Source organism: Streptomyces cyslabdanicus (assembly GCF_052663305.1).
Window position 1 is genome coordinate 67,560 of the sequence record NZ_JBQRUW010000019.1, and the last position, 13,743, is coordinate 81,302.

Genomic DNA, 13,743 nt, shown 5'->3' on the forward strand with positions numbered 1-13,743 from the left:
GGGGTCAGCGCAGGGCGGCGCGGCGCTCCACCGCACGGAAGAAGGCACGAGTGCGGCGTGTGCCGAGCAGGCGGCGGTAGACGCGTTGCACGGGGCCGAGTGCGGCGGGCCGCGCCGCGCCGCACACGGCGAGCCGCGTCCCGTCGCCGTCCGGCGCCGCGGCCACTCCCATCGTCACCAGGCGGGACTGCATCAGGCACCACCCGGGGCTCAGCCGCACGTCGAACGGCCCGCGCAGGCCGAGTACGTCCACGGCCTGCGCCGCCTTGTGTTCACTGTCGCCGGGCGGGACCCTGAACTCCCGTACGAAGGAGATCAGATGGGGCAGCTCGCCCTCCAGGTCGGCGATGACCGCCCACACCTGTTCGAAGGGCAGAGCGATCCGGGCCTCCGCGTACAGGGGGGCGCGCAGTGCGGCGGCCAGTACGCGCAGCCGGGTGACCGGGTCGGGGGCGTTCACCGTGTCCACGCCTTCCGGAAGGAGGAACGGGCCCTGTTCAGCCGTGACTTCACGGTGCCCTCGGGCACGCCGATCAGCTCGGCCGTCGCCCGCTCGTCCAATCCTTCGAGTTCCCGCAGCACGAGTACGGTGCGATGCCGGAGAGGCAGTCGGGCGAGCAAGTCACGTACCTCCACGCTCAGTTCGCCCCCGACGCTGGGCAGCAGGTCCCGCAGCCGGGCGATCTCCTCGGGGTCTGCGGGCGTCTCACTCGCGGAGCGTCGCGCCACCCGGACGGCCTCCCGCACGGTGACCGCACGCACCCAGCCGTAGAACGCCTGCGGATCGCGCAGTCCGCGCAGCCCCCGGAACACCGCGAGAAGGGATTCCTGCACGGCGTCCGCGGTGTCGTCCGGGGCGATCGGGGCGCACAGCCGGGTGACATACGGTGTCACCAGCTTCAGCAGGTCGTCCATGGCGAGGGCGTCGCCGCTCTGCACAGCTCGTACGAGCGGCGCCGCCACGTCCCAGGGCCGCGCGTCGGCATCCATCGCCGCACACCGTACCGCGACCGCCTCCGGGCGGGCCGGTGCAGGGCGAGTCGCCGAGCACTCCTTGGCCCAGGTCTCCCGGAGCGGGAACGGGGCGGCTGGATCGCGGTCTCTGTCGTACGGCCAGTCGGGTGGGAGCCAGCCCTCAGTCAGTCCGTCTCCGGCGGGTCGTCGGGCGGCCCGTCGGGCCATGTCCGACGGCCCGCCACGTCGTCGTCGACTACGGCCCGTCAGGCCGCCTGTGGTGACCCGCCGGAGATGGGTCGTCCGCTCAGCCGCGGAAGTGGACGAGGTTGTGCAGCGCCGCCCCGCGCGCGCCGCCCGTCGGGGCGGCGGACGCGGCGGACGCCGACGCGCTCAGCGGCTTCGGGTCGGGCAGCCGCCGGCACACCGCGTCGGCGACACCGTGTCCGCGCGGCACCTTGCCGTTGGTCAGGTACGTGGCCAGGTGCTTGTCCAGGCAGGCGTTCCCGCTCAGCGTGATGCCGTGGTTGCCGCCGCCCTGCTCGACGACCAGGCTGGAGCGGCGCAGCAGGCGGTGCACCGTGACACCGCCCTCGTACGGGGTGGCCGCGTCGTCGGTCGCCTGGAACAGCAGCACCGGCGGCAGCTTGCCGTTGGCGACGTTCACCGGTCGCTTGGCGGAGACCGGCCAGAAGGCGCAGGGCGCGTTGTACCAGGCGTTGTTCCAGGTCATGAACAGTGCCTTGGTGTACGCGGCCAGGTTGTCCTTGCGCCACTGCCGCCAGTCGCGCGGCCACGGGGTGTCGCGGCACTGCACGGCGGCGTAGACGCTGTAGCCGTTGTCGCCGGAGGCGTCCACGGCGGCGAGGCTCTTGTACGCCTCGACCAGCGGGGCGGTCTTCTTGTCGTTCGCGTACGCCGCGAACGCCTGGGCGAGGTAGGGCCAGTAGCCGTTGTAGTAGCCGCCCGGGATGAAGGTGTCCTCCAGTTCGGAGGCGCCGACCTTGCCGCCCGCGGGCTTCTTGGCGAGTGCCGCCCGCATCGTGTACCACCTGGCCTCGACCCCGGCCGGGTCCGTGCCCAGCTTGTAGGTCGAGTCGTGCTGCGCGATCCATGCCAGGAAGGCCTGCTGGCGGGCCTCGAAGGCGTAGTCCTGCCGGATGTTGTCCTCGTACCAGACGCCGGTCGGGTCCACGATCGAGTCCAGGACCAGCCGGCGCACCCGCTCGGGGAAGAGCTTGGCGTACACCGCGCCGAGATAGGTGCCGTAGGAGTAACCGAAGTAATTGATCTTTTTCGCGCCGAGCGCCCGGCGGATCGAGTCCATGTCGGTCGCGGCGTTGACCGTGTTGATGTGCGGCAGCACGCTCGCGTACTTCTTGCCGCAGGCGGCGGCGAAGGACCTCGCGCGGGCGAGGTTGGCCTTCTCGATCGCGGGCGCGCTCGGCACCGAGTCCGGGCGCACCGGCTTGAAGGAGCCCGGCCTGCAGTCGAGCGCCGGGGAACTCCTGCCCACGCCGCGCGGGTCGAAGCCGATGACGTCGTACTGGGCCGCGACCTTCTTGGGCAGGGAGGAGGCGACGAACCCGGCGAGTGAGAGCCCGCTGCCTCCGGGACCGCCGGGGTTGACCAGCAGGGGGCCCTGAGAGGTCTTGGCGGTGTGCGGGACGCGGGACAGCGCCAGCGTGATCTTCTTCCCGGACGGATGCGCGTAGTCGAGCGGCACCTTCACGGACCCGCACTGGAGGGTCGGATGACCGGCGGTGCCGCACTTCTTCCAGGTGACCTTGGTGGCGGACGCGGCGACTGTGCCGGCTGCGGGACGCGGTGTGCTCGCGTCGGCGGGGACGGCCGTGAGGGATCCGGCCATGACGACGGCGGCACCGCACAGCACGGCAGCGCTCTTTCTCATGAGTCCTCCCAGGACGGAGAGGCTGCGGACCGCGGTCTCGCGATCCTCGCCGCATCGTCCCGGAAAGAACTAGCGGAAGAACGTTTTCTGACGATTGTTGACCCAATTGGGCCGGGGGATGCGCTCGAATGATCTCAGAGGAGCGTGAGTTGAGTCGGCTCGGACGTCGTGGGCGGCGTCGGCTCGGCCGGTCGGATACGCCGGGCCGCTCCCGAGCGCGCCGGCCCGATCCCGTACTCCCTTGCCAGGTCGTGCACCTGACGGGTGATCCGGCGCTGGTACCACGTGGGGGCGTAGGCGCCCTCGGCGTACAGCCGCTCGTAGTGGCGTACGAGGTGGGGGTGGTGCTGGTCGAGCCAGGCCATGAACCACTCGCGGGCGCCGGGCCGCAGATGCAGGACCAGCGGGGTGACGGAGGTGGCTCCGGCCGCCGCGATCTCCCTTACGGTCTCGCGCAGTTGGGCCGGACGGTCACTCAGGAACGGGATCACCGGCGCCATCAGCACACCGCAGCCGATGCCGTGCTCCCCGAGGGTCCGCACGACGTCCAGGCGCCGCTCGGGAGCCGGGGTGCCCGGCTCGACGGTGCGCCACAGCTCGGCGTCCGTGAAGCCCACCGAGACGCAGACGCCCACGTCGGTGACCTCGGCGGCCTGGGTGAGCAGGTCGAGGTCGCGCAGGATCAGCGTGCCCTTGGTCAGGATCGAGAACGGGTTCGCGTGGTCGCGCAGCGCGGCCAGGATGCCCGGCATCAGCCGGTAGCGTCCCTCGGCCCGCTGGTAGCAGTCCACGTTCGTGCCCATGGCGATGTGCTCGCCGTGCCAGCGGCGCGAGGCCAGCTGGCGGCGCAGCAGCTCCGGGGCGTTCACCTTGACCACGATCTGGGTGTCGAAGCCGATGCCCGTGTCGAGGTCCAGGTAGCTGTGCGTCTTCCTGGCGAAGCAGTACACGCACGCGTGCGTGCAGCCGCGGTACGGGTTGACCGTCCACTCGAAGGGCATGCGCGAGGCGCCCGGCACCCGGTTGATGATCGAGCGGGCCCGGATCTCGTGGAAGGTGATCCCACGGAACTCGGGGGTGTCGAAGGTACGTGTGGTGACCGCGTCCGCCCCGAAGAGCGCGGCGTCGGCGGCCCGGCCGTGACCGGGGTCCCCGGAGTCGTCCGGGTCCACGGTGAGGTTGTCCCAGCGCATGGCGCCTCCTCGGTAGTGCTGGCCCCAGAATAGAACACATGTTCCCTTGATCGTGCGGCCGACCGTACGGACGCCGTTCCCGATCGCCCGCCGCGCCGGATTCGATCACTTGCGGTCCCCGATTTGGGTGGCCGGGCGGAGGGGTGATTGGCTTGCCCCAAGCCTGAGAACGGATGTCCTGGAGGAAGCCATGGCGCAGGTCGAGGCCACTACGGAGCGGGTCGTCGCCGCCGACGCGGAGACGGTGTTCGACGCGGTCGCCGACTACAGCGGCACCCGTCCGAAGGTGCTGACCGAGCACTTCAGCGAGTACGAGGTGCGGGAGGGCGGTGACGGCGAGGGCACCCTCGTCCACTGGAAGCTCCAGGCCACCAGCAAGCGGGTGCGCGACTGCCTGATGGAGGTCTCCGAGCCCACCGACGGGGAGCTGGTCGAGAAGGACCGCAACTCCTCCATGGTCACCGTCTGGCGCGTCACCCCGGCCGGCGAGGGCAGGTCCCGTGTCGTGATCACCACCACCTGGAAGGGCGCCGGCGGCATCGGCGGCTTCTTCGAGAGGACGTTCGCCCCCAAGGGCCTCGCCCGGATCTACGACGCGATGCTCGCCAAGCTCGCCATCGAGGTCGAGAAGTAACCTTTTCGGAGCAACTCCTCAGCCGACGTGCATCGTTGGCTGCTCACCGGTTCGAGTGGATCTCCGCATGGACCGGACGCCCGCCGTAACTCGTCGCCCTGCCCGCAGTTGTCGCTTTGCGCGGCAATCGTGCGGCAGGTGCGACGAGGGAGCGGTACGTGGGCGGGATCACTCTGGTGCAGGACGAGCCGGTCGCGGCGCCCCCCAGGATCCCCACCCCGCCGCCCGCCCCCGCCTCGGGGCTCGGTGCCCGCCGGGTGCGGCTGGTCTTCGTCGGGCTGATGCTCGCGCTGCTGCTGGCCGCGCTCGACCAGATGATCGTCGCCACCGCGCTGCCGAAGGTCGTCGGCGAGCTGCACGGCCTGGACCGGATGTCCTGGGCGATCACCGCCTACCTGCTCACCGCCACCATCGGCCTGCCCGTCTACGGCAAGCTCGGCGACCTGATCGGCCGCAAGGGCGTCTTCCAGTTCGCCATCGCCGTCTTCGTCGCCGGTTCCGCGCTCGCCGGGCGGGCGCAGACCATGGACCAGCTCATCGCCTTCCGCGCCGTGCAGGGTGTCGGCGCCGGCGGACTGATGATCGGCGTGCAGGCGATCATCGCGGACATCGTGCCGCCCCGGCAGCGCGGCCGGTTCATGGGACTCATCGGCGCGGCCTTCGGCCTCGCCTCCGTCGCCGGGCCACTGCTCGGCGGCTACTTCACCGACCACCTGTCCTGGCGCTGGTGCTTCTACATCAACGTGCCCTTCGGCCTGGTCACCCTGGCCGTGATCACCGTCGTGCTGAAGCTGCCCAGGCCCCGGAGCAAGGCCCGCTTCGACGTCGTGGGCGCCCTGCTGCTGGCCGTCGCCTCCACCTGCCTGGTGCTGCTGACCAGTTGGGGCGGCACCGAGTACGCCTGGGGCTCGGGGACCATCCTGGGGCTCGGCGCGGGCGCCGTCGCGGCCACCGCGCTCTTCCTCGTCGCCGAGCACTTCGCCGTCGAACCCGTCATCCCGCTGCGGCTGTTCAGGGACTCCGTCTTCAACGTCAGCGGTCTGGTCGGGCTCGTCATCGGCGTCGCGCTGTTCGGCGCGGCCAGCTACCTGCCCACCTTCCTCCAGATGGTCGACGGCGCCTCGGCCACCGAGTCCGGACTGCTGATGCTGCCCATGATGGGCGGCATCGTGGCGGCGTCCGTCGTCTCCGGGCAGCTCATCAGCCACACCGGCCGCTACCGGATCTACCCCCTCCTCGGCAGTGCCCTGTCCGCCGTCGGCATGTGGCTGCTGTCCCGGCTCGAAGTCGACACGTCCCGGCTCCAGTACAGCGTCTGGATGGCCGTCCTCGGCGCCGGGATCGGCCTGGTGATGCCGGTTCTGGTGCTCGCCGTGCAGAACTCGGTGCGCCCCGCCGACCTCGGCACGGCGACCAGCGCCAACAACTACTTCCGGCAGATCGGCGGCAGCGTGGGCGCCGCCGTCTTCGGCACCCTGTTCGCCGGCCGGCTCACCGACGCCCTGCGCGACCGCGTCCCCGCGCGCGCGGGCGCCGCCCTCCCCGACCCCGAGTCGATCACCCCGCAGGCCGTGCGGGCGCTGCCGCCCGCCCTGCGCGACGCCTATGTGCGGGCGTACGCGGACGCCATGCCGCGGATCTTCCTCTACCTGGTGCCGGTGCTCGTCCTCGGCCTGCTCATCGCCTTCTTCCTCAAGGAGAGACCGCTGGTGTCCCACAACACCCACGCGACCGGCACGGAGTCCGCGCCGCCGAACGCCGCCGAACAGCTGAACGTATCCGTGCCGCAGGCCCGTTCGCCCTACCCCGCCGGTGTTCCCGTCTGCGGCACCGTGCAGCACCCGGACGGCACCGTCGTGCCCCGCGCGGCGCTCACCCTGATCGACGTCGGGGGACAGCAGATCGGCCGGGGCGCGAGCGGCGACGACGGGCGGTACGCGCTGTCCACGCCGGGCACCGGGTCGTACGTCCTGATCGCCGCGGCCGGCGGGCACCAGCCGCAGGCCGTCTCCGTGACCGTCGGCGAGCGGCCCGTCGAACTCGACGTCGTCCTCGGCGGCGCCGGACGCCTCACCGGCACCGTGTGCACCGCCGACGGCACCCCCGTGCGCGACGCCACCGTCACCCTGACCAATGTGCACGGCGAGGTCGTCGCCAGCACCCGCAGCGGGCGCGAGGGCGGCTACGCCATCACCGAACTGGTCGCCGGGGAGTACACCCTCGCCGCCAGCGCCCCCGCCTTCCGCCCGGCCGCGCTGCCGGTCAGCGTGCAGGCCGCGCGGGAGACCCGCCAGGACGTCGAGCTCGCGGGCGGCGCCGTGCTGCGCGGGACCGTCCGCGCCGGCGGCGGGCGGCCCGTCGAGGACGCGCGCGTCACCCTCCTCGACGCCGCGGGCAACGTCGTCGACACGCTCACCACCGGACCCGACGGAACGTTCCGGTTCGTCGACCTGTCCTCCGGCGAGTACACCGTGATCGCGGCCGGCTACCCGCCCGTCGCCACGGTGCTCCAAGTGGCGGGCGGGGGACGCACGGAACGGGATCTCCAACTCGGACACGAGGACTGAGCGGTCCGTCAGAGGCCGGCTTGTCGGGGGGAGCGCACCGTACGCCGGTGCGCTCCCCCTCCGAGTCCGAACCGAACCGCCACCCCAGTGCCTTGTGGCAGGCCGCACCCGCTGACCGGCCCGGGTCGCCGGTCGTACTCTGCGTGTCAGTAGGGTGGCGTATTGTCGCATTGGCGTAGTTTGGAGGGGTGGGAATCGGGGCTTTCCCTACACGTTGTAGGGTTGAGCCATCACCCCCACAGACCACATGGAACAGAGACGAGAGGTGGCCGTGTCGATCGTCGCGCCGGAGCCGGACGTCAGTGTCGTCGTCATCGTCTACAACGACGAAGAGAGGCTTGCGACAGCCGTTGGTTCCGTCCTCGAGCAAACACTGCGCAATGTCGAGGTGATCATCGCCGACGACTGCTCGACGGACGGCTCCCACGAGGTCGCGCAGGCGCTCGCCGCGGCCCACCCCGACCGGGTACGGGCGATCCGGCTCCAGGAGAACAGCGGCGGCTGCGGAGAGCCCCGCAACCAGGGCGTCAAGGCGGCCCGCGGCCGGTACGTGATGTTCCTGGACAGCGACGACACCCTGGAACGGAACGCGTGCCGGAACATGATCGAGGCCGCCGACCGCACCGGCGCCGACCTCGTCTCCGGCCTGTGTGTCCGGGTTCACACCGACAGCCGGCACGGCAAGCGCGTCCTCTGGTATCCCTGGCTGTACCGCAGCACCCGCACCCTGGACTCCGTCGCCGAGCTGCCGGACCTGTTCGTCTTCGACACCCTGTCGACCAACAAGTGCTACCGGCGCCGGTTCCTGATCGACAACGACCTCGCCTTCCCGCGGGGCATCCACTACGAGGACCTGCTCTTCTCCGCGCAGGCCTACCTGGCCGCGGAGCGGATCACCCTCATCCCCCACACGGTCTACCACTGGAACGTCGCCCAGAAGTCCGCCGTCAAGTCGATCAGCAACCGGCGTGGCGAGATCAGCAACTTCGCCGACCGCGTCGAGATCCACCGCCGCATCGACGCCATCCTGGACCGCCGGGGCCAGGACGAGCTGAAGCTGCGCAAGGACGTCAAGTTCCTCAAGCACGACTTGGTGCTGTACCTGCGGGAACTCCCCTTCCTCGACGACGAGTACCGCCACCGCTTCGCCGAACTGGCCCGCGGCTACGTCCAGGACTTCCCCGAGGCGGCGTACGCCGAGCTCGACCGCGTCCACGCCATCTGTGCCCAGCTGCTGCTGCGCGAGGACTGGACCGACCTGATGCCGGCCATCGACACGCTCATCAACCGGCACAAGATCTCCGCGCCGCTGACCGAGCGGGGCGGCCGGATCTACTGGACCGACCGCTACCTCGACAACCCCGAGATGCGCGAGCTCCTGGACGTCACCACCCTTGGCTACCACGCCAGACCGCTGAACCGGATGGCCCTGCGCAACCGGCTCACCGCGTACGCGGTGCACGGTGGCGACCTGGTGCTCGCCGGCGAGCTCGTCAACCCGCTGCGCATCATCGCCCCCGGCGCCGAACTCGGTGCCGAGCTGGAGTTCCGGGCCCGCCGCCGCAGCCTCCAGACCTTCCGCTTCCCGGTGCCCGCCCCCCGCCACGAGGGCGACACGATCGCCTGGCGGGCCGAGGTGCCGCTGGCCCGGCGGCTCAGACCACTCGGCATCGTCGATGACGTCTGGGACGTGCGGCTGCACCTCACCGCCGACGGCAAGCGCACCACCAGCCGGCTCACCGTCGGCGCCGTCGACCTGGAACACGCCGGGTCCCTGCCCGTCAGGCCCCGCCTGACCCGGCTCATGGCCGACCGACTCGAGGCGCAGGTGTCCGCCAAGGGCCACCTGGCCTTCCGGCTCACCCAGCACGGCCGCCTCGCCCGCACCGGCCGCGCCGCCGTGGAGCGCAACCTGCACGGGCGCCCCGCGCGGGCCGCCAAGCGCGCCTACCGCACGCTGCGGGCCGTGCGTCGCGACCTGAATTCCGGTGCCCGCAAAATCCAGGTCTACGACCGTATGCTGCGCAGGCTGCCCGTCCGCAAGGGCACGGTCGTCTTCGAGAGCCACCTCGGCAAGCAGTACAGCGACAGCCCGCGGGCCGTCTTCGAGGAACTGCGCCGCCGCAAGACGCCGATCACCCCGATCTGGTCGTACGCCGGCGAACGCCCCACGGGCTTCCCACAGGACGTGGAACTCGTGCGCCGCTGGTCCTGGCGCTACCTCAAGGCCCTCGCCCAGGCGGAGTTCTGGATCGACAACCAGGGCTACCCGCTGCGGCTGGCCAAACGCCCGGAGACGACGTACATCCAGACCTGGCACGGCTCGGCGCTGAAGCGGATGGGCTTCGACGAGCCCACCCACCGGATGATGTCCGAGCCGGACCAGCGCTCCTACCAGCAGGCGCTGGACCGCTTCGACCACTTCGTGGTCCGCGGCGAGCACGACGTGCGCACCCTCGCCCGCGCCTACCGCATCCCCGAGGAGAAGCTGCTGCGCACCGGCTACCCGCGCAACGACGCCCTGGTGCGGGTCCGCGAGGGGGCGCCGCCGCCCGCCGACGTACAGCGGCTGGCCGACCGGCTCGGCCTCGCCCCGGACCGGCGCGTGCTGCTGTACGCGCCGACGTTCCGCGCCCATCCCGACGGCCGCGTACGGGACTTCGCGTTCCCCTTCGACGTCGAGGACTTCGCCGCCCGCTTCGGCGACGACCACACCCTCCTCGTGCGCGCGCACTACCTGAACCGGATCACCCTGCCGCCGTCGGTCGCGGGACGTGTGATCGACGTCAGCGCCGAACCGGACATCACCCCGCTGCTGCTGCTCGCCGACTGCCTGATCACGGACTACTCGTCGGTGATGTTCGACTACGCCCTGCTCCGGCGCCCCCTCGTGTTCTACGCCCACGACTGGGAGGAGTACGCCCAGGACAGCCGCGGCACGTACTTCGACCTGCTCACCGAGGCACCGGGCCCCGTACCCCGCACCGAGGACGAACTGTTCGCCGTGATCCGTGACCTGGGCACCGTACAGTCGAAGTACGAGGCGCGGCTGAAGGAGTTCGTGGACAAGTACGGCGAGTACGACCGCGGGGACGCCGCGGCGCAGATCGTGGACCGCTTCTTCGGTGCCGCAGGAGAGACCCGATGACCGAGCGCGACATCTTCTTCGTGGGCAACGAGGTCAACGAACTCGGCGGTGTGGGCCGCTGGCAGATCCAGCTGGCCGGGCTGCTGGCCGAGCGCGGCCACCGGGTCACCGTCGTCGGCATCGCCCCGCCCCACCACCCGATGGCTCTCGCCGACCGGCCGCCGTTCCGGACCGTGACGCTCTACGCCCGCCGCCCGCCCGGCCGTCCCAGGCCGCGTCGCCCGCTCGGCCGCCTCGACCCGGCCGTGCGCCGCCACGACACCCACATGCGGTCCGCCGCGAGCCGGCTCTCCGCGCTGTTCCAGGCCGCCCGGCCCGGCGCGATGATCGTCGTCCCCCAGGTGTGGGCGATGGAGTGGGTGGCCCTCGCGGACACCGCCGGGCACCGCGTCGTCGGCATGACCCACGAGTCCTTCGAGACGGCCCGCAAGTCGTCGCGGTTCGGGCGGGTGAAGCGGTACTACAAGGACGTCGACCGGCTGCTGGCGCTCACCCAGGAGGACGCCGACCGCTGGGGGGTCGAGGGCATGAACAACGTCGGCTTCATGCCCAACCCGCTGCCCATCGCGCCCGGCACACCGTCGCCGCGCACCGAGAAGGTGGTGGTGAGCGTCGGCCGGCTGTCCCACGAGAAGGGCGTCGACATGCTCCTGGACGCCTGGGCCGAGGCCGCGCCGAAGCAGCCCGGCTGGACCCTGCGCGTCTACGGCAGCGGAGAGGCCGAGGCGCAGCTCCGGCAGCAGTGCGCGGAACTCGGCCTGGAGGACTCCGTCGACTTCGCCGGGCAGACCGACGACGTGCCCGGCGCGCTGCGCGCCTCCTGCGTCTTCGTCCAGTCCTCCCGCGGCGAGGGCTTCCCGCTGGTCCTGCTGGAGGCCATGGCGACCGGCGTGCCCTGTGTGGCGTTCGACTGCGCGCCCGGCGTCCGCGAGATCGTCGCCCACGAGGAGAACGGCCTGCTCGCCCGCCCCGGCAACACCTCCGAACTCGCCCGCCACCTCGTCCGGTTGATGTCCGACGAGCAGCTGCGCGACACGATGGGCGACCAGGCCCTGCGCAGTGTGCGGCGCTTCGACCCGGACGTCATCACCGGACGCTGGGAGGACCTGTTCGACTTCCTGGAGCGCTGAGGACCGGACCTGCCGACTTTCACCGCCTCTCCGTAGCCGGTTCGCTGATCGGCGCGTAACGTGACGCTCCATGAAGATCCTCATCAGTGCCGACATGGAGGGTGCCACCGGTGTGACCTGGCCTGCCGACGTGCTGCCGGGGACGCCGCAGTGGGAGCGGTGCCGGGCGATGTTCACCTCGGACGTCGACGCGGCCGTGCGCGGCTTCTTCGACGGGGGAGCCGACGAGGTCCTCGTCAACGAGGCGCACTGGACCATGCGCAACCTGCTCCTCGAGCAGATGGACGAGCGGGTGCGGATGATCACCGGGCGGCACAAGTCGCTGTCCATGGTGGAGGGCGTGCAGCACGGTGACGTGGACGGGATCGCCTTCGTCGGCTACCACGCGGGCGCCGGCATGGAGGGCGTCCTCGCCCACACCTTCCTCGCCAACTCCATCACGGGGGTCTGGCTGAACGACGTACGGGCCAGCGAGGGGCTGCTCAACGCCCATGTGGTCGCCGAGTACGGGGTGCCGGTCGTGCTGGTCACCGGGGACGACGTGGCCTGCGAGGACGCCCTCGGATACGCGCCCGGGGCGCTGAAGGTCGCCGTGAAGGACCACGTGTCCCGGTACGCGGCCGTGTGCCGTACGCCGACCCGCACCGCCGCCGACATCCGCGCGGCCGCGAAGCAGGCGGCCGAGCTGGCGGTCCGTCACGAACCGTTCCAGCGTGGCCCGTTCACCATCGCGGTCGAGTTCGACGCCGAACACCTCGCCATGGCCTGCACCGTCGTCCCCGGAGTGAGCCGGATCGGGGAGCGCAAGGTCGCCTACACCGGCGCGACCATGTACGAGGCAATCCGCACCTTCAAGGCGGTCACCACGATCGCCTCGGCCGCGATCGAGGAGCAGTATGGCTGACGCGCAGGCGCTGGACGAGGTCGTCGGGTTCACCTCCGACCTGATCCGCATCGACACCACCAACCGGGGCGGCGGCGACTGCCGGGAGCGCCCGGCGGCCGAGTACGCGGCCGAACGGCTGGCCGGGGCGGGCCTGGAGCCCGTGCTCCTGGAGCGCACCCCGGGCCGGACCAACGTCGTGGCCCGGATCGAGGGCACCGACCCGTCGGCGGACGCGCTGCTCGTGCACGGTCACCTGGACGTCGTACCCGCGCAGGCCGAGGACTGGAGCGTGCACCCGTTCTCCGGCGAGGTCCGCGACGGGGTCGTGTGGGGCCGCGGCGCGGTCGACATGAAGAACATGGACGCGATGATCCTCGCCGTGGTCCGCTCCTGGGCCCGGCAGGGCGTCCGGCCGCGGCGGGACGTGGTGATCGCCTTCACCGCGGACGAGGAGGCGAGCGCCGAGGACGGCTCCGGCTTCCTTGCCGACCAGCACGCCGGGCTGTTCGAGGGGTGCACCGAGGGCGTCAGCGAGTCGGGGGCGTACACCTTCCACGACGGCGCCGGCCGCGAGATCTACCCGATCGCGGCCGGTGAGCGCGGCACCGCCTGGCTGAAGCTGACCGCCCGGGGCAGGGCGGGCCACGGCTCCAAGGTGAACCGGGAGAACGCGGTGACCCGGCTCGCCGCCGCGATCACCCGGATCGGCAGCCACGAATGGCCCGTGCGGCTCACCCCGACCGTACGCGCGGCCCTCACCGAACTCGCCGCCGTGTACGGCGTCGAGGCGGATCTGCGGGACGTCGACGCGCTGCTGGACAAGCTCGGCCCGGCGGGCCACCTGGTCGAGGCGACGCTGCGGAACAGCGCCAACCCCACCATGCTGGAGGCCGGCTACAAGATCAACGTGATCCCGGGGGAGGCCGTCGCCCACGTCGACGGGCGGTATCTGCCCGGCGGCGAGGAGGAGTTCCGCGCCACCCTCGACCGGCTGACCGGCCCGGACGTCGACTGGGAGTTCGAGCACCGCGAGGTGGCGCTGCAGGCGCCGGTCGACTCGCCGTCCTTCGCGGCGATGCGGGCCGCCGTGAAGGAGTTCGCGCCCGAAGGCCACGTCGTGCCGTTCTGCATGGGGGGCGGCACCGACGCCAAGCAGTTCTCCCGGCTGGGCATCACCGGGTACGGCTTCTCGCCGCTGAAGCTGCCCGAGGGCTTCGACTACAACGCCCTGTTCCACGGAGTCGACGAGCGTGTCCCCGTCGAGGCGCTGCACTTCGGCGTCCGCGTCCTGGACCGCTTCCTGCGGACCGCCTGAACCC

The 13,743-nt window shown here is 71.4% G+C and carries 10 protein-coding genes; 6 read left to right on the forward strand and 4 right to left on the reverse strand.

Annotated elements, in window-relative coordinates:
• Positions 1 to 4: 4 nt before the first annotated feature.
• The 4 genes from ACTYVM_RS13610 to ACTYVM_RS13625 all read right to left on the reverse strand — a co-directional run bounded on the left by ACTYVM_RS13610 (position 5) and on the right by ACTYVM_RS13625 (position 4,059).
• The gene (locus tag ACTYVM_RS13610) at positions 5 to 460 is read right to left on the reverse strand and encodes a hypothetical protein (protein WP_445526197.1); all 456 of its coding nucleotides are present in this window, start codon (positions 458 to 460) and stop codon (positions 5 to 7) included.
• The gene (locus ACTYVM_RS13615) at positions 457 to 990 is read right to left on the reverse strand and encodes an RNA polymerase sigma factor (RefSeq protein WP_445526198.1); all 534 of its coding nucleotides are present in this window, start codon (positions 988 to 990) and stop codon (positions 457 to 459) included. Before ACTYVM_RS13615 ends, ACTYVM_RS13610 begins: the two co-directional genes overlap by 4 nt.
• Before the next feature lie 271 nt (positions 991 to 1,261).
• A complete protein-coding gene (locus ACTYVM_RS13620) occupies positions 1,262 to 2,866 on the reverse strand; it encodes an alpha/beta hydrolase (protein ID WP_445526199.1) in 1,605 nt (534 codons plus the stop codon).
• A gap of 134 nt (positions 2,867 to 3,000) precedes the next feature.
• On the reverse strand, positions 3,001 to 4,059 hold the full coding sequence (locus tag ACTYVM_RS13625) for an Rv2578c family radical SAM protein (RefSeq protein ID WP_445526200.1): 1,059 nt from the start codon (positions 4,057 to 4,059) through the stop codon (positions 3,001 to 3,003).
• 190 nt (positions 4,060 to 4,249) lie between these two features.
• Here ACTYVM_RS13625 and ACTYVM_RS13630 point away from each other — a divergent pair, with 190 nt between their 5' ends.
• The 6 genes from ACTYVM_RS13630 to ACTYVM_RS13655 all read left to right on the forward strand — a co-directional run bounded on the left by ACTYVM_RS13630 (position 4,250) and on the right by ACTYVM_RS13655 (position 13,739).
• Complete coding sequence (locus tag ACTYVM_RS13630; RefSeq protein ID WP_445526201.1) at positions 4,250 to 4,693, forward strand: SRPBCC family protein; 444 nt, start codon at positions 4,250 to 4,252, stop codon at positions 4,691 to 4,693.
• Positions 4,694 to 4,851: 158 nt separating this feature from the next.
• Positions 4,852 to 7,260, forward strand: coding sequence for an MFS transporter (locus ACTYVM_RS13635; protein WP_445526202.1), 2,409 nt, complete (start codon positions 4,852 to 4,854; stop codon positions 7,258 to 7,260).
• A gap of 247 nt (positions 7,261 to 7,507) precedes the next feature.
• Positions 7,508 to 10,408 (forward strand): bifunctional glycosyltransferase/CDP-glycerol:glycerophosphate glycerophosphotransferase, encoded by a 2,901-nt coding sequence (locus tag ACTYVM_RS13640; RefSeq protein WP_445526203.1) that lies wholly within the window; start codon positions 7,508 to 7,510, stop codon positions 10,406 to 10,408.
• On the forward strand, positions 10,405 to 11,538 hold the full coding sequence (locus ACTYVM_RS13645) for a glycosyltransferase (protein ID WP_445526204.1): 1,134 nt from the start codon (positions 10,405 to 10,407) through the stop codon (positions 11,536 to 11,538). The genes ACTYVM_RS13640 and ACTYVM_RS13645 overlap by 4 nt, the downstream gene beginning before the upstream one ends.
• Before the next feature lie 70 nt (positions 11,539 to 11,608).
• The gene (locus tag ACTYVM_RS13650) at positions 11,609 to 12,442 is read left to right on the forward strand and encodes a M55 family metallopeptidase (protein WP_445526205.1); all 834 of its coding nucleotides are present in this window, start codon (positions 11,609 to 11,611) and stop codon (positions 12,440 to 12,442) included.
• Positions 12,435 to 13,739, forward strand: a complete 1,305-nt coding sequence (locus ACTYVM_RS13655; protein WP_445526206.1) for a M20/M25/M40 family metallo-hydrolase — start codon at positions 12,435 to 12,437, stop codon at positions 13,737 to 13,739. The genes ACTYVM_RS13650 and ACTYVM_RS13655 overlap by 8 nt, the downstream gene beginning before the upstream one ends.
• Positions 13,740 to 13,743: the final 4 nt, after the last annotated feature.

Excerpts from the sequence above, each read along its gene's own strand:
- ACTYVM_RS13615 (WP_445526198.1), bottom strand. The coding sequence starts at position 990 with ATGGATGCCGACGCGCGGCCCTGGGACGTGGCGGCGCCGCTCGTACGA.
- ACTYVM_RS13620 (WP_445526199.1), bottom strand. The coding sequence starts at position 2,866 with ATGAGAAAGAGCGCTGCCGTGCTGTGCGGTGCCGCCGTCGTCATGGCC.
- ACTYVM_RS13625 (WP_445526200.1), bottom strand. The coding sequence starts at position 4,059 with ATGCGCTGGGACAACCTCACCGTGGACCCGGACGACTCCGGGGACCCC.
- ACTYVM_RS13630 (WP_445526201.1), top strand. The coding sequence starts at position 4,250 with ATGGCGCAGGTCGAGGCCACTACGGAGCGGGTCGTCGCCGCCGACGCG.
- ACTYVM_RS13640 (WP_445526203.1), top strand. The coding sequence starts at position 7,508 with ATGGAACAGAGACGAGAGGTGGCCGTGTCGATCGTCGCGCCGGAGCCG.
- ACTYVM_RS13645 (WP_445526204.1), top strand. The coding sequence starts at position 10,405 with ATGACCGAGCGCGACATCTTCTTCGTGGGCAACGAGGTCAACGAACTC.
- ACTYVM_RS13650 (WP_445526205.1), top strand. The coding sequence starts at position 11,609 with ATGAAGATCCTCATCAGTGCCGACATGGAGGGTGCCACCGGTGTGACC.
- ACTYVM_RS13655 (WP_445526206.1), top strand. The coding sequence starts at position 12,435 with ATGGCTGACGCGCAGGCGCTGGACGAGGTCGTCGGGTTCACCTCCGAC.